General features: G+C 62.4%; 16 protein-coding genes. 7 read left to right on the forward strand and 9 right to left on the reverse strand.

What is annotated here, in order from left to right:
* Nucleotides 1-21: 21 nt before the first annotated feature.
* From LH365_RS11660 to LH365_RS11690, 7 genes are all read right to left on the reverse strand, one after another.
* The gene (locus tag LH365_RS11660) at nucleotides 22-519 is read right to left on the reverse strand and encodes a hypothetical protein (RefSeq protein WP_226743802.1); all 498 of its coding nucleotides are present in this window, start codon (nucleotides 517-519) and stop codon (nucleotides 22-24) included.
* A 63-nt stretch (nucleotides 520-582) separates the two neighbouring features.
* Complete coding sequence (locus LH365_RS11665) at nucleotides 583-2,049, reverse strand: carboxylesterase/lipase family protein (protein WP_226743803.1); 1,467 nt, start codon at nucleotides 2,047-2,049, stop codon at nucleotides 583-585.
* Nucleotides 2,050-2,064: 15 nt separating this feature from the next.
* Complete coding sequence (locus LH365_RS11670) at nucleotides 2,065-2,988, reverse strand: ROK family protein (RefSeq protein WP_226743804.1); 924 nt, start codon at nucleotides 2,986-2,988, stop codon at nucleotides 2,065-2,067.
* A gap of 79 nt (nucleotides 2,989-3,067) precedes the next feature.
* Nucleotides 3,068-4,417 (reverse strand): sugar MFS transporter, encoded by a 1,350-nt coding sequence (locus tag LH365_RS11675; protein WP_226743805.1) that lies wholly within the window; start codon nucleotides 4,415-4,417, stop codon nucleotides 3,068-3,070.
* Between the two features lie 283 nt (nucleotides 4,418-4,700).
* Nucleotides 4,701-6,200, reverse strand: a complete 1,500-nt coding sequence (locus tag LH365_RS11680; RefSeq protein ID WP_226743806.1) for a tryptophan halogenase family protein — start codon at nucleotides 6,198-6,200, stop codon at nucleotides 4,701-4,703.
* Nucleotides 6,200-7,720, reverse strand: a complete 1,521-nt coding sequence (locus tag LH365_RS11685; RefSeq protein WP_226743807.1) for a tryptophan halogenase family protein — start codon at nucleotides 7,718-7,720, stop codon at nucleotides 6,200-6,202. Before LH365_RS11685 ends, LH365_RS11680 begins: the two co-directional genes overlap by 1 nt.
* A 101-nt stretch (nucleotides 7,721-7,821) precedes the next feature.
* Entirely contained in the window at nucleotides 7,822-10,773 is a 2,952-nt protein-coding gene (locus tag LH365_RS11690) for a TonB-dependent receptor (protein WP_226743808.1), read from the reverse strand.
* 945 nt (nucleotides 10,774-11,718) lie between these two features.
* Between LH365_RS11690 and pyk the strand changes: the two genes are divergently transcribed.
* Nucleotides 11,719-13,167 carry a pyruvate kinase gene (pyk, locus tag LH365_RS11695; RefSeq protein WP_226745482.1) on the forward strand — a complete coding sequence of 483 codons (1,449 nt, stop codon included), beginning with the start codon at nucleotides 11,719-11,721 and terminating at the stop codon, nucleotides 13,165-13,167.
* Between the two features lie 49 nt (nucleotides 13,168-13,216).
* Here the strand turns inward: pyk and cdd are convergent, their stop codons facing one another.
* Together cdd and LH365_RS11705 are read right to left on the reverse strand one after the other, a co-directional pair.
* Nucleotides 13,217-13,606, reverse strand: coding sequence for a cytidine deaminase (gene cdd / locus LH365_RS11700; protein ID WP_226743809.1), 390 nt, complete (start codon nucleotides 13,604-13,606; stop codon nucleotides 13,217-13,219).
* Between the two features lie 105 nt (nucleotides 13,607-13,711).
* Complete coding sequence (locus LH365_RS11705) at nucleotides 13,712-14,659, reverse strand: Gfo/Idh/MocA family protein (protein WP_226743810.1); 948 nt, start codon at nucleotides 14,657-14,659, stop codon at nucleotides 13,712-13,714.
* 257 nt (nucleotides 14,660-14,916) lie between these two features.
* Here LH365_RS11705 and fucP point away from each other — a divergent pair, with 257 nt between their 5' ends.
* From fucP to LH365_RS11735, 6 genes are all read left to right on the forward strand, one after another.
* Nucleotides 14,917-16,218, forward strand: coding sequence for an L-fucose:H+ symporter permease (fucP, locus tag LH365_RS11710; RefSeq protein ID WP_226743811.1), 1,302 nt, complete (start codon nucleotides 14,917-14,919; stop codon nucleotides 16,216-16,218).
* A 1-nt stretch (nucleotide 16,219) separates the two neighbouring features.
* The gene (locus LH365_RS11715; protein ID WP_226743812.1) at nucleotides 16,220-17,071 is read left to right on the forward strand and encodes an amidohydrolase; all 852 of its coding nucleotides are present in this window, start codon (nucleotides 16,220-16,222) and stop codon (nucleotides 17,069-17,071) included.
* Nucleotides 17,068-17,847: an IclR family transcriptional regulator gene (locus LH365_RS11720; protein ID WP_226743813.1), complete on the forward strand. Its 780-nt coding sequence runs from the start codon at nucleotides 17,068-17,070 to the stop codon at nucleotides 17,845-17,847. Before LH365_RS11715 ends, LH365_RS11720 begins: the two co-directional genes overlap by 4 nt.
* A gap of 174 nt (nucleotides 17,848-18,021) precedes the next feature.
* Nucleotides 18,022-19,029 carry an aldo/keto reductase gene (locus LH365_RS11725; protein ID WP_226743814.1) on the forward strand — a complete coding sequence of 336 codons (1,008 nt, stop codon included), beginning with the start codon at nucleotides 18,022-18,024 and terminating at the stop codon, nucleotides 19,027-19,029.
* Between the two features lie 14 nt (nucleotides 19,030-19,043).
* Nucleotides 19,044-19,352 (forward strand): UxaA family hydrolase, encoded by a 309-nt coding sequence (locus LH365_RS11730; RefSeq protein ID WP_226743815.1) that lies wholly within the window; start codon nucleotides 19,044-19,046, stop codon nucleotides 19,350-19,352.
* On the forward strand, nucleotides 19,345-20,544 hold the full coding sequence (locus LH365_RS11735) for a UxaA family hydrolase (protein WP_226743816.1): 1,200 nt from the start codon (nucleotides 19,345-19,347) through the stop codon (nucleotides 20,542-20,544). The genes LH365_RS11730 and LH365_RS11735 overlap by 8 nt, the downstream gene beginning before the upstream one ends.
* Nucleotides 20,545-20,572: the final 28 nt, after the last annotated feature.

Here is a 20,572-nt window from a genome sequence, read left to right on the forward strand (position 1 = left end):
AAATACCTCAAGCAAACAGGCTTACTGCAATATCACGTAGTTGATGTAGAAGGGATCCAGCGCCTCCGCCGACATATTGCGCAATTCAAACGTGTCGAACTGTCCGTCCTTCAGCTTGAGGTCCTTCAGCGGCACGTCGTAGCGCGCCCACTTGCCCTTCAGCCCCTTCAGCGTCACCTCGCCCTCATAGGCCTTTTCGCCCAGCCTGGCGCGCAGCTTGATCTCCTGCTTGCCCTTGGGCCCGCCGTGGACGAGAAGGGTCAGCATCTTGTAATCGGTGGCATTGAGCTTCTGCCACGTCTGGAAGGTGAAGGCGTTCCAGGCGGCCATGGTGATCTCCACTGGCTTCTGATCTTCCAGCGTGACGCCCGGCGTCTGTTTCGACCAGCCGCCGATCCACCAGCCTTCTTTGAGACCGTCGCCATAGATAAGTATGGGGGCCTTTTGCGCTCGCGCAACACCGGCGGCCATAAGCGCCAGACCACCGGCGATAAACCCCTTGCGGGTCAGTTCTTTCATAGTGTCCTCCCTGATCAAGCCGGGCTTTTGCCGGTCTTTGTTGGATACGCTTACTCAAACTTTTCAGGGCCGGTCGAGCCAGCCGCACAGCGGCCCCCGCAGCGCCGTCGCCACCTGCAGTCCCGTCACCGTGAAGCGCGCCGCCCGCCCTTGCGTCCCGTAGGCCGGCCAATCGGCGCCTGGATTGCCGTCACGGGCAAAGCGCACCCAGCGCGCGCCCAGATCGGGCCAGCCCGCGCCTTCGCCTTCCGGTGTGTGATTGAAGACAAAGGTCAGTTCCGAACCGTGGTGCACGGGCTGATCGACCGGACGGTTGACCTCCAGTTGATAGAGCCACACCTGTCCCCCCTTAACCGTGCGGTGGCGGGCCAGCCAGTCAGCGGGGCAACGAAAACTCAGATCCGTAGCCAGAGCCAGATCCGGCGGTCCCAATACCGGATCGGAGGCCGTATAGAAGGCAGCCGCCTCGTCGGCGTGCCGCCCGAAGGCCTGACGAATATTGCCGGTCACCTCGCCGTGCAGCCCCAGTTCGCGCGCCGAGACACCGATGATGACGGAAACAGCCACCCCCGCACCCGCCCGAAACAGGTCTTCGGGCGCGCGCGGCAGGACCTTGCCGTCCACCGTCGGCTGAAGCCAGATAAAGCTGTCGTCATCGATCGGCGCATCCAGCTTGTCCGCAGCCGCCTGCAACGCGCGTGCATCGGCCCGGCGCAGATCGGCCAGAGCCGCCGCGCTGCCGGTGGCAGCCTTCGAGAAGCCTGTGGTCAGCGTCGCCCCCAACGCCTCGTTCTGCGCCAATGTGCGCGGCGGCAGGCCGAACTGTGGCGTGCCCGATTGCAATATGGCTTTATGAAACAGGCCGCGCGCCTGAGGCGCCGCCAGCAGCAAACCGACATCCTGCGCCCCGGCGCTGTGGCCGAACAGGGTGACATTGTTTGGATCGCCGCCGAAGGCCGCAACGTGGTCGCGCACCCAGCGCAGCGCCGCCATCTGATCCATCAGGGCGTAATTGCCCGACGACCCGCCCTGCTCGGCGCTCAGGGCCGGATGCGACAGAAAGCCGAACACGCCCAGCCGGTACTGGATCGACACCAGCACCACGCCTTGCGACGGCAGGGCCGAATGAACGGTCCCCCCGCCGTCTCCCGCGCGATTGGCTCCGCCGTGGATGAAGACCATCACCGGCAGCGGCTTTTCAGGCGTCAGCGCCGGGGTGGCGATTTCCAGATAGAGGCAGTCTTCGGACGCGCCCTCAGCGGCCTTTTCGTTCCAGCCGTAAAAGACCTGTGCGCAGGCCGGGGCGCTCTGCGTGGCGTCGCGCACGTCCTGCCACGGGGCGACAGGCTGCGGCGGCGTCCAGCGCGCCTGACCGACCGGCGGCGCGGCGAAGGGTATGGCCTTGAAACGGCTGATTGCGCCTTCCGTCTGTCCGCGCAACGCGCCTTCGGGCAATTGAACGACAGTTTGCGCATCCGCCCATGCGGGGGCGGCCAAAAGAAGCAGGGCGGCGAACACGCCTTGTTTCATGCTCGCCCTCATCGATCAGCCCTGCTTCCAGAGATAGGCCGCGCCGCGCACGCCTGAAGAATCGCCCCAGCGCGCCGGGACCAGCCGGGCGTCCCAGCCGTCGGTGAACACATAGGGCCGGATCAGCCCCGGCAGAGCGGCGTAGATTTCCGGGACATTGGACAAACCACCGCCGAAAACGAACACGGCCGGGTCTAAGATGTTGACGATGACCGCCATGCTGCGCGCCAGCCGCGACAGAAGGCGGTCGAAGGCGGCCTTGGCCTCGGTGTCGCCTTCGCGCATGGCGGCGATGATCTCTTCACCCTTGAGGTCGCGGCCGGTCGTCTCGTGGAAATCGCGCGCGAAGCCGGTGCCGGAAACCCAGGTTTCCAGGCAGCCGTGCTGACCGCACCAGCATTTCGGGCCGGGTGTTTCGGCAGGCTGAGGCCACGGCAGGGGCATGTGGCCCCATTCGCCGGCCAGGCCGTTGGCGCCGTTGATCAGTTGTCCCTCGGCCACCAGCCCGCCGCCGCAGCCGGTGCCGACGATGATGGCGAAGACGCTGGACGCCCCCGCCGCCGCGCCGTCGATGGCTTCGGACAGGGCGAGGCAGTTGGCGTCATTGGCCAGACGCACCGGCCGACCGAGCGTGGCTTCGAGGTCTTCGCGGAAGGTGCGGCCGTTGAGATAGGTGGAATTGGCATTGCGCATCAGGCCGCTGCGCGGCGATACCGAGCCGGGCGAGCCTATGCCGATGCTGGCGCTGTTGTCCACCAGCGCGGGGTTCCCCTGCCGGGCCTCGGCCTCGACGCGGGAGATCAGATCTTTGACCAGCGTCAGCGCTGCGTCGTAGTTGCCGGGATTGGGCTCGCGCCGGCGGGCCAGAACATCTCCGCTGGCCGAAAGGGCCGCCGCTTCGATCTTGGTGCCGCCGAAATCAACGCCAATATAGAGCATTTCCACTCCAGTCCGGGGTTTTTTATACTTATGAGAGACCGTGCGGCCCGCCCCCGCGACGGACCGCACGGCCAAGCGGTTAGTGCCCGCCCGACACGCCTTCCTCGATGGCATGGGTCGGCGCTTTGGGCGCTACGAACGCGAACCACAGAACATAGACGTAGCAGAGCAGCGGCGCGATGAAGCCGAGGTTACGGCTGCCGGTCGCGTCGGTAATCGCCCCGAAGACCAGCGGCAGGAAGGCCCCGCCGACGATGGCCAGAACCAGCAGACCCGACGTCGCCGAGGTCGGAGCCGTCGAACGTTCCAGCGTCAGAGTGAAAATGGTCGGGAACATGATCGAGTTGAACAGACCCACCAGCAGGGCCGCGAAGCCCGGAATCACGCCGGTGGTGAGCGGCAGGTTGACGCCCAGCAGGTTGATGGTCGAGTTGAGATCAGTCGGCACCAGACCGTTCGAGAAGATCACGACGAGACACATGGCCATGGCGCCGATAGCGAAGATGCCGAGCAGGATATAGCCCTTGACGAACTTCAGCAGGGCCGAACCAGCGAAACGGCCGATCATGGCGAACAGCATGTAGAAGGTGATCAGCTTGCCGGCTTCCTGAGCGCCCAGAGCGAAGATGTTCTTTTGCTCAAGGAACAGCAGCAGGTTGAGCGAGATGGCCACTTCGGCGCCGACATAGAGGAAGATGCCGATAGCGCCGAGATTGGCCCACTTCGATGTCAGGGCGGTGAACGGCGACACCAGCGTGCCCATCTTGGGGGCCGCGTCGGTGATCTTCTGACGCACCAGCCAGATGGCGACGATGAACACGGCCAAAGCCGCGGCGATCAGGAAATAGACATTACCGACGAAGGACAGGGTTTCCTGACGCAGGGCTTCGGTGACGACGACGTTTTCCTTGAAGATGTCGCCGCCGAGCAGGAACTGCGCGCCGAAGAACATGCCGCAGGCCGCGCCCAGCGAGTTGAACGCCTGCGACAGGTTGAGGCGGAAGTGCGAATCCTTGGCCGAACCGAGCGACGCGATCAGCGGATTGGCCGCCACCTGAAGCAGGGTCACGCCCGACGCCATGGTGAAGAGAGCGACGAGGAAGACGGGATAGATCTGAACCTTGGTCGCGCCCAACGCGATCAGACAGCCGACGACGATACCGCCCAGGCCAAGAAGGACGGATTTGGCATAGCCGAACTTCGACAGGAAGGCCGCCGACGGGAAAGACATGACGCCATAGGCGATGAAGAAGGCGAAGCCGGTCAGGTTGGCTTCGAGGTTATTGAGCGTGAAGACCGTCTTCATAGCCTTCAGAAGCGGATCGAGCAGGTTCGTTACGAAGGCCCAGATGAAAAAGAGCGCCGTAACGTAGACAACGGCTAGCGCAAGACCGCCGCCGCTCTTGGCGGTGCTGGATGATTCAGACATTTACCCCTACCTGTAGGTTGCGAGTGACTTTTCACAGACGTTTTTTAGGCCCGCACCGATTAAATAAATCAAATTTCAAAAATCCATCGATTTGGGACTTTTGCAATCGAAAAATTTAACGGCGACGATAAAACTGGCATTTACCAACAATTTCGCGTCTTTGCACGACAATTTGTCAGACAAGATAACCGCGATATTATCCACAGCTTTGACAGCGATGTCATTACGCCCGAAAAAGGAAAGCCGCCTATCGCCTTCTGCTCTCAGGCGTATTTACCGCGCCTCACCCCAACGACCCGAAGTGGGTAGTCAGAAAGGCGTCGTGCGGCGGCGTCTGTTCGGCGATGCGGGCGAAGGTCGTGCGGATGAAGTCCAGCGAGCGCCGGATATCGTCCTCATCGACCATATCGGCCAGCGGATCGTAGCCGCGCGGCTTCAGCCCCTGCCCGTCCATGACCGCCAGCCAGCTTGCGTCCTTGAACAGTTCATCCGTACCCACCTGTATGCGCCCGCTTGTCGCAAACAACGCCATGCGCGCCTTCAAGGAGTCGGAGACGCCCCGCGTCCGGCTCTCACGCCAGAAGGCCGTGTCGTCGCGCCGGGTCAGGGCATAGTGCAGCAGGAGGAAATCGCGCACGTCCTCGTATTCGAAACGCGTGTCTTCGTTAAAGCGCCGCGCCAGCACCGGATCGAAGCCCTTGCGCGGCAGGGAGGTGATCAGCTTTGTCACGCCCCGCTGGGTCAGGTGAATCGCCGTCGACTCCAGCGGCTCCAGAAAACCCGCCGACAGGCCGATGGCCACGCAGTTCTTCTCCCACACCGTACGCCGGCGACCGGTGCGGAAACGGATCAGACGCGGATCGGCCAATGCCGCGCCGTCGAGATGGGTCAGCAGCGTATCCACTGCTTCGTCATCGCTCATATGGGCCGACGAATAGACCAGCCCGTTACCAGTGCGATGTTGCAACGGAATGCGCCACTGCCAGCCCGCACCGCGCGCCGTGGCCCGCGTGAAGGGCGTCAGGGGGTATTGGTTCTCACACGGCACCGCCACCGCCCGGTCGCAGGGCAGAAGTCCGGTCCAGTCCTCGTAACCGGCCTTCAGCGTCTCTTCGATCAACAGGCCGCGAAAGCCCGAACAATCAATGAAGAAGTCGCCCTCTATGGTGCGCCCGTCCCCCAGAGTCACGCCGGTAATATGGCCGCTTTCGGCGTCCTGCCCCACGGCGACGACCTTGCCTTCGATGCGCTTCACACCGAAGTTTTCGGCATAGCTGCGCAGGTAGGCCGCATAGAGCCCGGCATCGAAGTGATAGGCATAGACCAGCGCCGACAGGGGCGAAGCGCGATCCGGCGACGGCGGCGTAAAGGCGTTGCGTCGCGCCAGTGCCGTATTGAGATTATAATCCGACAGCGGCGTATGATCGCCGGCCTGCTGCGCCTTCAGCCAGTAATGATGGAAAGCGGCCATGCCGAAACTGTGTCCGAACGGCCCGAAAGGGTGCATATAGCTGTCGCCCAGGGCACCCCAGTCGCGAAACTCGATCCCCAGCTTGAAGGTCGCCTTGGTCCGCGCCATGAATTCGCGTTCGTCGATCTTCAGGAACTGATTGAAGGTGACCAGCGACGGGATGGAGGCTTCACCCACCCCGATGGTGCCGATCTCCTCGGATTCGACCAATGTCACCTGGGCGATGCGGTCGCGGCAGGCATAGGACAGGCCGGCCGCCGTCATCCATCCGGCCGTGCCGCCACCGACAATAACGATGCGCAACGGCTCCATCAGGCCTTTCCTTTCAGGTAGTTGGGTGAAGGGCAGTGCTGCGCAATAAAATCGGCGTGCGCCGGCAGTTGCCGCGCCACCTGCGCGATGGTTTCACGCCGCTGGCGCATAAGGGCGCGCACGCCTTCCAGCGGCAGGCGTTCGGCCAGCGGATCGGCGAAACGCGACACCACGCCCTGCCCGTTGAGCACTGCGATCCAACTCGGTTCGGCGAAATGGTCCCAGTCGTATTTGACCACGTCGCCGCGCGCCGCAAACAGCTCGATCTTGTGCGCCAGCGTATCGGGGATGCTCATCTCCGCGCACTGCCGCCACAGCGGTTCAGGGCGCGTATTGAGCTTGTAGTGCAGGATGATGAAGTCGCGCACCCGCTCGTAGGACAGGCCCATCTGACGGTTATATTCACGGCGCAGCACTTCTTCGGCCTGACGCGACGGGAACAGTTCGAGGAACTGCGCAATGCCGCTCTGGATCAGGTTGATCGAGGTCGATTCGAGCGGTTCGAGGAAACCCGAAGACAGTCCCACAGCCACACAATTCTTCTTCCAGGGCTCCGGCCGCCGCCCGGTGATGAAGCGGATCAGCATGGGGTCTTTCAGCGGCGGCGTGTCGAGATTTTGCAGCAGGACGTCGCGCGCCGTCTCTTCGTCCATGAAAGCCGAGCAGAAGACGTGGCCGTTGCCCGTGCGGTGTTGTAACGGGATGCGCCATTGCCAGCCCGCCGCATGGGCCATCGATGAGGTATAGGGCGTAATACCGGCCGGATTCTTCTCGGTCGGCACCGCCCAGGCGCGGTCGGCCGGCAACCAGTGCGTCCAGTCGTCGAAGCCGGCCTTCAGCGCGCCATCGATCAGCAAGCCGCGAAAGCCGGTGCAGTCGATAAAGAAGTCCGCCGCCTCGGTCGTGCCGGTGTCGAGTTGCAGCGCCTCGATAAACCCGTCTTCAGGTCGCAACTGCACGGTGTCTATCTTCGCATTGAGCCGTCGCACGCCCTGCGCTTCGCAGTGCTGGCGCAAAAAGCGCGCGAACAGCCCGGCGTCGAAATGATAGGCGTAGGCATAGTCGTGCATGGGTGAGCGCGGGTCGGGATTGGGCGGAAAGAACTTCCCCGCCCTGGCCAGCGCCGTCGGCAACGACCAGTCTTCCAGCGGCGCCTCCTCCCCTGCCTCGCGCAGACGGCGCCAGAGCTGATAGGGACGCACGGCCTCATGCACCGCGCCGAAGTCGCCGAAGCCGTGGAAATAGCGGCTGTCGGCGGCGCCCCAGCCCTTGAATTCGATACCGAGTTTGAAACTGGCCTCGGTTGCGCGGATGAACGCCCCCTCGTCTATGCCGACGTGTTCGAGGAATTTGCGGATCGGCGGAATGGTCGCCTCACCCACTCCGACCGTGCCGATATCCTCGGATTCGATCAGCAGAATATCGACGGTGCCCCCCAGCCCCTTACGCAACGCCGCAGCGCACATCCACCCCGCCGTGCCGCCACCGGCGACGATAATTTTGCGAATGACCTCCGGCATGGCGGCATCCTCCTGTTTTTTTGGGAAGGCTTACACAAAAGAGCCCCTTCCGGAAGAGTCGGAAGGGGCTCGATTTTAGGCTTCGGCTCTTGTCGGACGCCTTAGAAGCTGGCGCGCAGGATGAGGGCCACGCGGCGGTCCGTCTTGGTCGCCGAGTAGTACTGAGTGTCGAGCGGCTTGGCCACGTCGGACGAGACGCGCGTATAGGCGATGTCGCGGCCGATATTGGTGGCTTGCAGACCGACCTTGACCTTCGGCGTGACGCTGTAGAAGACCGAGCCGTCCCATTGGCCGTAATCACCCGCCCACATCGGACGGTTCACGTTGGCCGCCGAGGTGGTGTACAGATATTCAGAGCGCCAGTTGTAGGCCATGCGCGCCGATATACCGTACTTTTCATACAGCAGGGCGAAGTTGTAGCTGTCCGGCGACATGCCTTCCAGCGGCAGGCCGCTGATACTGGCGTTGGTCACCTGGTTGCCATCGGTGACGCTGGCCACCGGGTTGCGGCCGCCCGAAGAGTCGATCTTCGTGTAGTTGGCCTGAATGCCGAAGCCCGACCAGAAGCCCGGCAGGAAGTCGTAGAACTGGTTGTAGGCGATTTCGAAGCCGGATACCTCGCCCTTTTCCGCGCCGTTGACGTAGCGGTTGACGTTGAACGTCATGTTCGCGCCGTTATTGGTGTAGGTTTCAGGCGTGCTCTGCACGTAGATATAGTTGGTCAGGTCCTTGCGGAACAAGGCCAGGGTAAGGCTGCTGGTCGGGGCGAAATACCACTCCGCCGTCAGGTCGTACTGGTTGGCTTCGACCGGCTTCAGGAACGGATTGCCGCCCTGACCGGTCGGGTTGAGCGAGAAGTCGCCTGTGGATTGACCGGCGGACAGGGTGGTGTAGCCGCTGAGCCAGGACATGTCCGGACGCACGATCGCCTTGGAGGCGGCGAAGCGGAACTGCAATTCCGGCGAGTACTTGAAGCGCAGGTTCAAGCTGGGCATCACGTCGGTATATTCGTTGGTGCCGCCGAAAGCGACGCCGCTCAGGGCCGTGGCCTTGAACTGCTTGGCGTTGTTATAGGCCGCGCACTGCGCCGCCGTAACACCGCCGCCGACGACGCAGGTGCCGAAATTACCATCGGCGCCCGAAACCACCGCACCGGCAGTGGTGACTTCGGTCTTCACGACGCGAACGCCGATATTGCCGTCCCAGGCTTCGCCGAAGCCATCAAGGTCGCCGCCCATACGCAGCAGGCCGTAGGCCGCCGTGGTCTTTTCGCTCTGGTCGTTGACGCCTTCCGGCCCGATATTGTCGAGGCCGATCGGGGCCCAGCCCCAGCCGGCGTTCTGAACCGCGTGCAGTTCGTTATACATGCCCTGCGGAGATTTCACGAGGTCGGCCGACGGGAACCAGATATTGCCCGGCACCGGCGCCTGACCGTGCATGAAGCCTTCGAAGGTCACCAGTTCGGACATGTTGGGCAGGTTCGTATTGGCCGGGACCGAGCCGAAGCCGCCCGTCTGATCGAGGAAGACCGCGCCGGTGCCGCCGCCTGAGCCCCAGTACTGGTGGCTGAGATAGCCCCAGTTCCAGGTCGACTGACGCGTCAGATAGTCACGATCCGTCGCACGCGCGCCGAACTTGAAGCTCTTCAGCCAGCTACCGTCATCGAACTCGTACTGACCGTCGATGCGGGCTGAATACTGCTTGGCCTCGTTCTTTTCGACGTGGTCCATCGCCGCAGCCCAGTAGTAGTTGGACTTATCGGCCGTATCGGCGGTCAGCATCTTGATGGTCGGCACTTCGCCGTTCATGTCGATCGAAACGACCGTCTTGTCCGACGCCGCGCAGGGCTCGGTCGTGACGCGCGTCGTGCAATACTGGACGAAGGCCGTGTTGGACAGAATCTCGGCGGTCGACTTCACATATTGCAGGTCGCCGGTCAGGGTCAGCTTGTCGTTGACGTACCAGCGCGCATTCAGGCTGACGTCTTCGGTTTCCTTGACGTCGTCTCCATAGCGGGTATTGGCGGTGATGCCGGCGCCGTAAACGGTGCCCGAAATGAATTCGCCCTTGCTGTTGTACTTGTAGGTCGCGGTCGACTCGGCCGAGGTCAGTTCGCCGGAGTCGTTGTAGAAGCCGGTATTGTATTCGACGTTCTTCGGCGTGGCCTTGGACTTGAAGGCCTGCAGGCTGAATTCCAGCGAATCGTTCGGACGCCACTGCAGCGCCAGCGCGCCGGCCTGACGGTTCTGTTCCCAGTCGATGATGCGCCAGCCGAGCGTATTCGGGATGTAGCGCGCCGAAGCCCCGCTGCCCACCTGATTGTAGCGATCGACGCCGATGACGTGGGTTTCGTTGCCGGAGTCGGCATTGGAGTAGTTGACCAGCAGGCCGATTTCACCGATCGAGGTCTTCCAGCGGTCCGAGTACAGAACGCTGATCGAGTTCTGACGCTTGTCCTGCAGGTCGCCATAGGTCGAATCGAAAGTCCCGGCCAGAACGCGGCCGCGCGAATCGAACGGCAGGCGCGTACGCAGATTGACCGTGCCGCCGATGCCGCCCTCGATCATGTCCGCCGACGGGTTCTTGTAGACGTCGACACCGGCCAGCAAGTCCGCGGACACGTCTTCGAAGCTCAGGGAGCGGCCGTTCGCCGCCGAGAAGATGTCGCGGCCATTGGTTTCCGAACGCACCCAGGTCAGGCCGCGGATCACCACGCCGCCGCCTTCGGCGGTCATGCGGATCGGGTCGCGCGCCGCCGAGGTGCGCTGGATCTGGATACCGGAAATGCGCTGCAGCGCTTCGGCGACCGAGCGGTCCGGCAAGGCGCCGATGTCGACAGCCGTCACCGAGTCGACCACGACTTCGGCGTCTTTCTTCAGCTTCTGGGCCGTCTTGATCTGCGCGCGCTGACCGGTGACGATCACTTCGGTCACGTCGGTTTCCGCCGCCGGGGCTTCCTGAGCCATCGCCGGGAGGGCCAAACCCATCACCGCGACGCCAAGCGCCATCACAGAGACGCCCGCCGACAGGCGAGCGAACTTCGATTGTCTCATAATTATCTCCCTCTCGTCCCGCCGGATGTCATCCTTGGTCACCGGCGCTTGGCACTATGCCGGGGATAACGGTTAAACCGCGCACCCCGTGCTTTCGGTCAGGTCGGCGACGCTGGCATTATTGAGCCTTTCACCACGTCTCGCCGAACCTTGTTCCGGTTCTTTGCGAGCCTCTTCGCGGTGACAGCTTCCGTTCGCGCTTTCCTTGCCTGGGCACAGGTCTGAATTCTCGTTAACGTCCGCCACAGGTGCGGAACCGTCGAAAGGTCCAGACTCTTGATGATAGCGTTATCATAAATCGTACGATTTGCCAGTATTATATGACAACGCTGCCATGTAATTTTTACGCCATTGCATAAACATCACAGTTTTGAGGTTCGGCGACATTTTTACCCGTAGTTTTGACATATAAGTCAAAACTACGGGTCTATTCAATATGTAGTTGATGCATTACGAAATTAGCTTCTGTTTTTATGTAAATTTTTACTTTTTAAGCAAAAAATCTTTCCTGCTGGAAGAGTACAACATTGACGCTGAGGCGTGTAATTTTCTTTAGTAAAATTAAAAATTCCACCCTACCGCTCATAAAAAATGCGCCTGAGGCGCGGTTTTATGTCAGACATAATCAAGCCGATATCCGCTTAAACCAAGCTTGGCAGCGTTACGCGGCCCGCCACCTGGAATGTGGCATTATAATACCTCACAACTCCATAGAAAAGCCTCATCTCATGACAGCGCTTTCCTGATTTTTCCCGGTTTTGTCAAATCGCAGCCGTTTGTTACTCAAAATGTGACTTGACCCACGGCTCCGAACACGACTTTGGTCTGCACGAACCCAAAAGCGTACGTTTCGGGGGAACAAGAGCCCGATCAGAGCCGTCCCAATGCCACACGAACCGTCCAGACCTCAGAGTCCCCGTTCCAAGAAGAGTTGGTCCCTTGAAAATACTTCGCCGCCGCCGCACCAAACTGGTCGCCACCCTTGGTCCCGCCTCGTCCAACGCCGACATGCTGGCGCAGTTGTTTCAGGCCGGGGCCGATGTGTTCCGCCTGAATTTCTCGCACGGCAGCCATGAAGATCACGGCAGGAATATCGACCTGATCCGCGATCTGGAAGCCAAGACGGGTCGTCCCATCGGCATCCTGGCCGACGTACAGGGGCCGAAGCTGCGCGTAGGCCGCTTCATGGGCGGGGCCATCGTGCTGACGCCGGGCCAGACCTTCCGGCTCGATCTCAACCCGACGCCGGGCGACCTGACGCGCGCCAACCTGCCGCATCCGGAAATCATCGGCGCAGCGCAGATCGGCTCGCATCTGCTGCTTGACGACGGCAAGCTCAAACTGCGCGTCACCCATGTGCGTGAAGACCATCTGGAAACCGTCGTCGTCACCGGCGGGCGTCTCAGCGACCGCAAGGGCGTCAACGTCCCCGACGTCGTCCTGCCCATCCCGGCCCTGACCGAAAAGGACCGCGCCGACATGGCCTTCGCGCTGGAACGCGGCGTCGAATATATCGGCCTCAGCTTCGTGCAGCGTCCGGAGGACGTCATCGAGGCCAAGGGCATTATTGACGGTCGCGCCTGGGTGTTGTCCAAGCTCGAAAAACCACAGGCGCTCGACAATCTCGAAGAAATCCTCGCCCTCTCGGACGCCGTCATGGTGGCGCGCGGCGACCTCGGCGTCGAACTGCCGCCGGAGGAAGTGCCGCTGGCGCAGAAGCGCATCATCAAGGCGGCCCGCGCGCTGGGCAAGCCGGTGATCGTCGCCACCCAGATGCTGGAATCGATGATCTCGGCCCCGACCCCCACCCGCGCCGAAGCCTCGGACGTCGCCACGGCGGTCTATGACGGCGCCGATGCGGTCATGCTGTCGGCGGAAACCGCTGCGGGTCAATATCCGGTCGAGGCCGTGACCATCATGGACCGCATCGTCGGCCGCGTCGAAAAGGACAGCGACTGGCGGATGCAGACCGACCGCCGCCGTCCGGAAACGGAAAAGTCGGTGTCGGGCGCCATCGCCACCGCCGCGCGTCAGGTCGCCCAGACCATCGACGCTTCGGCCATCGTCGCCCTGACCAATTCGTCGAACACGGCGCTGCGCGTCGCGCGGGAACGCCCGACTGCCCCGATCCTCGGCCTGACGCCCCATATCGAAACGGCCCGCCGTTTGGCCCTGACCTGGGGCGTGCACGCCAAGACCGCGCCGGTGACCCACTCCATGACCGAAACCGTGCAGGTAGCCAACCAGATCGCCCGCAGCGAAGGCATTTCCGAGCCCGGTCAGGACATCGTCATCGTCGCCGGCATGCCCTTCGGCAAGTCGGGGTCGACCAATGCGCTGCGCGTGGCCAAGGTGACCCGCACCGCCATGACCGAACCGGAATACGAAGACTAAGTCGGCGTTACATCGCAACGAAAAAGCCCGGCATATTCGCCGGGCTTTTTTATTTCAGGTCGGCCTTGAACATCATCGGCAGCAATTCCGAGAGGGTCACCGTCTGTGTCACGCCCCTATCGTCGCACAGGTGGATCAGGGCCGAACCGTCGGAGAACTCCGCCAGTTTCTGACGGCAACCGCCGCAGGGCGGGCAGGCTGCGGCACGCGGGGCGAAGATAGCGATTTCGGCGACTTTCTTCGCACCGCCCATGATCATCTGGGCCAGAGCCGAGGTTTCGGCGCACCAGCCCTGCGGAAAGGCCAGATTTTCGACATTGGCGCCGCTGAAGACGCGCCCGTCCGGCGTGCGGATGGCGGCACCGACGGGAAAGCTGGAATAGGGGGAATGGCTGAACGCCGCGGCGGCCCTGGCCGCTTCAAACAGATCGTGAGACAAGTCTGGCTCCGTTTATGGGCGCAGAGATTGCCGCATTGCCGGACGGAGCGCCAGACATTTCTTCTCCTCCCCACGCCAAAGCGCAGGGAGGAGAATAAGAGAATACTACTCGATATATTCCGGCGCATCGATGCGCTTGCCCAGCAGCATGGCGTCCGCGACGATGCGCAGCGGCGAGAAGTCGGCGTCCGACTGACCGGCGCGAACCAGCTTTTCGAAATGCGCATAGAGGCCGGGATATTCGGCTTCCTTTTCCTTCATGATCTCTTTGCCGTCGATCGTCAGGCCGGTGCCGCCCATGCTGAGTTCCAGCTTTTCGCCCTTTTCCGACTCGACGAAGATCGACCAGGTCTGGATGCCGGTTTGCAGGAAGTCGTAATCGGCGCGGATGGCGACGCCGCTTTCAGTCGTCATGTCCATCTCGACCTGAATCGGGGCTTCGCAATTGACCGGAATATGCAGGTCCGCCTTCTTGACGATGACCTTCTCCTGCACGATGCGCGTCAGGATCGACAGCGAATTGATGCCCGGATCGAAGACGCCCATGCCGCCGGCTTCGAATATCCACTTCTGACCGGGGTGCCATTGACGCACGTTTTCTTTCCACACGACATGCACCGACTTAATGCGGCGCGTGGCGATCCAGTCGCGGGTCGTTTCGACCGCCGGGGCGTAGCGCGAATGCCAGCTCGCCAACACGGTCACGCCCCTGGCCCTGGCCAGATCGGCAATGGCCTCGGCCTCGCCCAGCGTCGCTGCAGGGGGCTTTTCGAGGAAGACGTGCTTGCCGGCGGCGATGACCTGCTTGGCGATATGGTGACGAATCTGCGGCGGGGTGCAGATGGCTACGGCCTCGATTTCCGGGTGCGCGGCCAGCATCTCTTCGAGCGAGTTATAGGCGGTCACATCGTCCGGGCGGGCATTGGGCGAGCAGCCCGCCACCAGCTCCAGCCCCTTATTGGCGCGGATCGACGGAATGTGTTGATCGACGGCGATCTTGCCCAGACCTACCAGACCGATCTTCAACGGCTTGACCTTTTTCTTACCGAACATGGACGCTTCCCTAAATGCTGTTGCCGCTTCGTTATCAGGCCGGACGCGCGCTCGCAATATTTATACGACAAATGAACGCATTAACCCCGACAAATACTGGAAGGCCAATATCACGCCTGCTGCGCCTGTCAAATCCCCTACCGATGCGCTGGAATGACACCGGTAGAATTTCATATTTGACAATTTTCTTCATATGTGGCGTTCTGAAGCCAATGAGCACGGGCATAAGACCCGGCCACCAATGGGAAGAGACGCACATGACCTCCTCAGCCGAGCCGGGCCGGGGCTTTAAAAGCCTGTGGCCCCTGATCCTGATCACCAGCCTGTTCTTTTTCTGGGCGGTGGCCAATAATCTCAACGACGTTCTTATCCCGCAATTCAAGAAGGCCTTCGTACTGACCGACCTGCAATCGGGTCTGGTGCAGTTCGCCTTCTATATGGGTTATTTCCTGCTGGCCCTGCCCGCCGCCTTCGTCATGCGCAAACTGGGCTATAAGGCAGCCGTAATCACGGGTCTGCTGCTCTACGCCGCCGGCGCGTTTCTCTTTTACCCGGCGGCCGATAATCATCAGTATGTCTGGTTTCTCGGCGGGTTGTTCGTCATCGCTTCGGGTCTGGCCTTTCTCGAAACCTCGGCCAATCCGCTGATCACCGTGCTGGGTCCGCCGGAAAAGGCGACCTTTCGCCTCAATCTGGCGCAAAGCTTCAACCCGCTGGGCGCCCTGTCGGGCATCTTCATCGGTCAGCACTTCATCCTGTCGGGTATCGAGCACGACGAAACGGCGCTGGCCGCCATGGATGAAGCCACACGTCAGGCCTTCTACGTCTCCGAGGTCAAGGCCGTGCAGGGGCCGTATCTGGTCATCGGCTGCGTCGTGCTGCTGTGGGCCCTGCTGGTTTTTCTGTCGAAATTCCCCACGGCCGCCACGAAAAACGCTCATGAAGAAGCCGGCGACGACATCGGCTTCTTCGCCTCGGTCGGGCAGTTGCTCAAGCGCCGTGGCTTCATGTTCGGCGTTCTGGCGCAGTTCTTCTATGTCGGTGCTCAGGTCGGCATCTGGAGCTACATGATCCGCTATGCCCAGGCCGAAATGGGGCTGAGCGACAAGGTGGCGGCGACCTATCTCTACTATACCCTGATCGCCTTCGCCGTCGGCCGTTTTATCGGCACGGGCCTGATGACCAGGGTGCGCCCGACGCTGATCCTCGGCCTGTTCGCCGTCATCAATATCGGCCTGATGCTCTATGCGGTCGTCGCCGGCGGCGAGAACGGCCTGTGGGCGCTGGTGGCGTCCAGCTTCTTCATGTCGATCATGTTCCCCACCATCTTCGCCACCTCGGTCGCGGGGCTCGGCAATCTGACCAAGACCGGCTCGTCGCTGCTGATCATGAGCATCGTCGGCGGCGCGGTGCTGACGGCGGTGATGGGGTTTGTCTCCGACCACAGCCATATCCGCAACGCCTTCGTGGTGACGGCGGTCTGCTTCGCGGTCATCGCCCTCTACGCCTTCCGCGCACCCAAGGACGCCGCAGCCGCGCCGGTCATGACAGGGCACTGAGATGGCGGTGATCGACGCCCATGTTCATCTGTGGCAGGTCGGGCATAACGGTTTCGAATGGCCGACGCCCGATCTCGAAGCCCTCTATCGTGACTTCGGCCCGCATGATCTGCGCGCCGCGGCGGGTGAGGAACTGAGCGGCGTGGTGGTCGTGCAATCCCAGCCGTCGGATGCCGACACCCGCTGGTTGCTGGAGGTGGCGGACAGCGACCCGCTCATCCTCGGCGTCGTCGGATGGACCGACCTGTCGGCTCCGGATGCCCCGGCGCGCATCAGCGAACTCAGCCGCCATCCGAAACTCAAGGGCCTGCGTCCCATGCTGCAGGGCCTGCCGCGGGACGACTGGATCCTGCGGCCGGAGGTGGCTCCGGCGCTGGCGGCGATGCAGGCGGTAGGGCTGGTCTTCGATGCGCTGGTCTTCACCCGGCACCTGAGCGCCATTGATGAACTGGCCCACCGCTACACGGCCCTGAGCATCGTCATCGACCACGGTGCCAAGCCGCCCATTGCGACGAATCGCGACCGCCCCGAAGAAACGCTTCTATGGTTCGAGGCGATCACCGCCATCGCGCGCCGCGCCAACGTGCTGTGCAAGCTGTCGGGCCTTCTGACCGAGATGACGGCGGATCAGCTGCAGGCCGACGCCTCACCCTATATCGCGCACCTGATCGACAGCTTCGGTCCCGACCGGTTGCTGTTCGGTTCCGACTGGCCCGTCGTCCGGTTGCGGCGCGACTGGCAAGACTGGATACGGTGTGTACATACCCATCTAAACCATTTGACGGCGGGAGAGCGTCACGCCATCCTTGCCGGTAACGCTATAAAAACCTACGGCCTGCAGGGGGTCCCATGATTATCGACGACACACGTCCTTCGGACAGCGAAAAAGCCATGAAATACCGTGCGCCGGCCCTCGAAAAAGGGTTGGACGTGCTGGAGCTTCTGGCGGCCAACAAACGGCCCATGACCCTGTCGCAGATCTCGCATCGGCTCGACCGCTCAGTGTCCGAACTGTTCCGCATGGTGCAGGTGCTGGAAAACCGCGGCTATGTCGCGCAGTCGCAAAAGGGCGACGGGCTGGAACTGACCAATAAGCTGTTCTCGCTGGGCATGAGCCGCGGCCCCAGCCAGAACCTGCTGGCCTCGGCCCTGCCCCTGATGCAGGCCCTGTCGGAACAGGTACGCCAATCCGTGCATCTGGCCATCGCCTCGGACGACCACATGGTGGTCATCGCCCGCATCGAGGCCCCCGGCGACCTCGGTTTCTCGGTGCGCGTCGGCTACCAGCGCCAGTTGGTGCAGTCGACCTCCGGCCTCGTGCTCTACGCCTTCCAGCCGCCCAAGCTGAAGGAGCAAATGAAGCACGCCTTGCGTTCCACCGCCACGGCGCAGGAATGGCAGTTGTTCGAGACCGTCTCCGAACGCGCCCTGCAGCAAGGCTATGTGCAGGCCAAGAGCGATTTCGTCGACGGCGTGCTCGACGTCTCCTGCCCGGTGATGAACGACACCACCGTCATCGCCGCCATGACCATCCCCTGGCTCAAGACCCACGGCTGCCTCAGCCTGGAGGATACGGTGGCCAAGCTGAAGGGGGCTTCGGCCGCCCTTTCGCGGACTTTGGGCGGCTAGTTTTCGGCGTTTGAAAAGCCTTGCCTGCTGATTTTATGGGCGGAAAGGAAAATGCGCCGGACGCCCGTCAGCACGCCTAAATGATACCTTGCGCGCTTGCGCGGCTTAGGTGTCGGCTGTAGATATATTTTCATAAGCGATAATCGTTTTTAAAAATGAACAGGGATTTCATGGATGTCTATGACGTCCTCTAACCGTTTAGGCCGGACAGAAGTCAGGGTCGGCGCGCTGGGTTTCGGCGCGGCGGCTATCGGCAATCTGTACCGTCCGGTCGAAGATGCTATCGCGATCGCGACACTGAAGGCCGCATGGGACGGCGGCATCGGCTATTTCGATACCGCCCCGCGCTATGGTCAGGGCCTGTCCGAACGCCGGATTGGGGCTTTGCCGGCTCAGGCCATTCTCTCGACCAAGGTCGGGCGTGTTCTGACCCCGATCGCGCCGCCGCCGCCCGGCACTGAACGCCACGGCTTTGTCGATGGCGACCCGTTCGAGGAGCATTTCGACTATTCGTATTCCGGGGTGATGCGGTCGTTCGCCGACAGTCTGAAGCGCCTGAAGCGCGAGCACATCGACATCGCTCTGGTCCACGATCTCGGCACAGAGACGCACGGCAACGGCAACAACTTCCATCTGGAGACCTTCCTGCGCGGCGGGCTAATGGCCCTGCAAAACCTGAAGGCCCAGGGCCTGATCGGCGCCATCGGGCTGGGGGTCAATGAGACCGCCATCTGCGACGAAGTCATGGCGCACGCCGATATAGACGCCATCCTGCTGGCCGGGCGCTATACCCTGCTGGAGCAGACGCCGCTCGACGGCTTTTTCGACCGTTGCGCCGCGCGCGGCGTATCGGTGCTGGCCGCCGCGCCGTTCAATTCCGGCCTGCTGGCCGGCGGCGCGCACTTCAACTACGCGACTCCGCCCGCGGAGATCGTCGATCGGGTGCGCCGCATAGAGGCCGTTTGCGCCGAATACGACGTGCCGCTGGCCGCCGCCGCCATCCAGTTCCCCGGCCATCATCCGGTCGTCGCCAGCACCGTCGTCGGCATGGCCCGCCCGGAAGAGGTTGCGCGCAATCTGAGCCTGTTCAATCACCCCATCCCCGCCGCCCTGTGGCGCGATCTGAAATCCGCCGGACTGCTGCGCGCCGATGCGCCCGTCGCCGAACCGGCCCGCGTATAGAGTCCCCCATCTCCATGTCCCTGCCCTCGCCCCTCATCCTCCTGCACCCCGACGACAATGTCGCCGTCTGCCGTCAGGCCATCGCGCCCGGCACCGACGTCCCCGTTGCCGGAGACCTCCTGTCCGTGCGCGAGCCCATCGAGGTCGGGCACAAGGTGGCGGTGCGCGACCTTAAGGCCGGCGACAAGATCTTCAAATACGGCGCGCCCATCGGCTCGATGATCCGCGACACGCCGAAAGGCGGCCACGTCCACATGCACAATATGAAAAGCGACTACATTTCGTCCCACACCCGCGAAGCCTCCGGAGGTACGCATGCTTAAGGGCTATCTGCGTCAGGATGGCCGCAAGGGCATCCGCAACGTCATCGCCGTGGCCTATCTGGTCGAATGCGCCCACCACGTCGCACGCCAGATCGTCAGCAAATCCGACGACAGCGAAGTCCATCTGATCGGCTTCCCCGGTTGCTATCCTAACGACTACGCCTTCAAGGTGATGTCGGCGGTGACGACCCATCCCAATGTCGGTGGCGTACTGCTGATCTCGCTGGGCTGCGAAAGCTTCAACCGCGAGCGCCTGAAGACCGCCATCGAAGCGTCGGGCCGTCCCTGCGAGACTCTGGTTATCCAGCAATCGGGTGGCACGCTTTCGACCATCCAGAAGGGGCGCGAAGCCGTCGCCCGTCTGCAGGCCATCGCCCATGCGACGCCCAAGGTGGAGATGGAGGTGTCGGAACTGATCATCGGCACCATCTGCGGCGGCTCGGACGGCACGTCGGGCATCACCGCCAATCCGGCGGTCGGCCGCGCCTTCGACTGGTTCGGCGCGCAAGGCGCGGCCTGCGTGTTCGAGGAGACCGGCGAACTGGTCGGCTGCGAAACCATTATGGCCAGCCGCGCCGTGACGCCCGAATTGGGCGCGGAACTCGAAGCCTGCGTGCGAAAAGCCGAAGCCTATTACACCGTCATGGGCTTCGGCTCCTTCGCGCCGGGCAATGCCGAAGGCGGGCTGACGACGCAGGAAGAAAAGTCGATGGGTGCCTATTCCAAGTCGGGATCCGCGCCCATCTGCGGCATTATAAAGCCCGGCGACGTGCCGCCGACGGGCGGGCTCTATCTGCTCGACGTGGTGCCGGACGGCGAGCCGCGCTTCGGCTTCCCCAATATTTCCGATAATGCCGAAATCGTCGAACTGATCGCCTGCGGGGCGCACGTGACCCTGTTCACCACCGGCCGCGGCAGCGTCGTCGGATCGGCCATCTCACCGGTGATCAAGATTTGCGCCAATCCGGACACCTATCGAAAGCTGAGCGAAGACATGGACATCGACGCCGGCAAGATCATGGAAGGCCGCGCGACGCTGGACGAGGTCGGTCAGGAGATTATCGATCGGGTGCTAGACGTCGCCGCCGGCGCGCAGACCAGGTCCGAGGCCCTGGGGCATCAGGAATTCATCCTGACCTACAAGGCCTTCGATCCGCTCGGCCCGGCGTGTCTGCCGCTGCGTCGCGCCTAACACTTCTCCCCGCACTCAAGAGACCGCA

This window comes from Asticcacaulis sp. AND118, from assembly GCF_020535245.1.
Lineage (GTDB): Bacteria > Pseudomonadota > Alphaproteobacteria > Caulobacterales > Caulobacteraceae > Asticcacaulis.

What these genes read in the sequence shown, in the direction of transcription:
- LH365_RS11685 (WP_226743807.1), bottom strand. Translation starts at nt 7,720, where the DNA reads ATGCCGGAGGTCATTCGCAAAATTATCGTCGCCGGTGGCGGCACGGCG.
- LH365_RS11660 (WP_226743802.1), bottom strand. Translation starts at nt 519, where the DNA reads ATGAAAGAACTGACCCGCAAGGGGTTTATCGCCGGTGGTCTGGCGCTT.
- LH365_RS11675 (WP_226743805.1), bottom strand. Translation starts at nt 4,417, where the DNA reads ATGTCTGAATCATCCAGCACCGCCAAGAGCGGCGGCGGTCTTGCGCTA.
- LH365_RS11720 (WP_226743813.1), top strand. Translation starts at nt 17,068, where the DNA reads ATGATTATCGACGACACACGTCCTTCGGACAGCGAAAAAGCCATGAAA.
- fucP (WP_226743811.1), top strand. Translation starts at nt 14,917, where the DNA reads ATGACCTCCTCAGCCGAGCCGGGCCGGGGCTTTAAAAGCCTGTGGCCC.
- LH365_RS11690 (WP_226743808.1), bottom strand. Translation starts at nt 10,773, where the DNA reads ATGAGACAATCGAAGTTCGCTCGCCTGTCGGCGGGCGTCTCTGTGATG.
- LH365_RS11670 (WP_226743804.1), bottom strand. Translation starts at nt 2,988, where the DNA reads ATGCTCTATATTGGCGTTGATTTCGGCGGCACCAAGATCGAAGCGGCG.
- LH365_RS11730 (WP_226743815.1), top strand. Translation starts at nt 19,044, where the DNA reads ATGTCCCTGCCCTCGCCCCTCATCCTCCTGCACCCCGACGACAATGTC.
- LH365_RS11725 (WP_226743814.1), top strand. Translation starts at nt 18,022, where the DNA reads ATGTCTATGACGTCCTCTAACCGTTTAGGCCGGACAGAAGTCAGGGTC.
- LH365_RS11715 (WP_226743812.1), top strand. Translation starts at nt 16,220, where the DNA reads ATGGCGGTGATCGACGCCCATGTTCATCTGTGGCAGGTCGGGCATAAC.
- LH365_RS11735 (WP_226743816.1), top strand. Translation starts at nt 19,345, where the DNA reads ATGCTTAAGGGCTATCTGCGTCAGGATGGCCGCAAGGGCATCCGCAAC.
- LH365_RS11680 (WP_226743806.1), bottom strand. Translation starts at nt 6,200, where the DNA reads ATGGAGCCGTTGCGCATCGTTATTGTCGGTGGCGGCACGGCCGGATGG.
- LH365_RS11705 (WP_226743810.1), bottom strand. Translation starts at nt 14,659, where the DNA reads ATGTTCGGTAAGAAAAAGGTCAAGCCGTTGAAGATCGGTCTGGTAGGT.
- LH365_RS11665 (WP_226743803.1), bottom strand. Translation starts at nt 2,049, where the DNA reads ATGAAACAAGGCGTGTTCGCCGCCCTGCTTCTTTTGGCCGCCCCCGCA.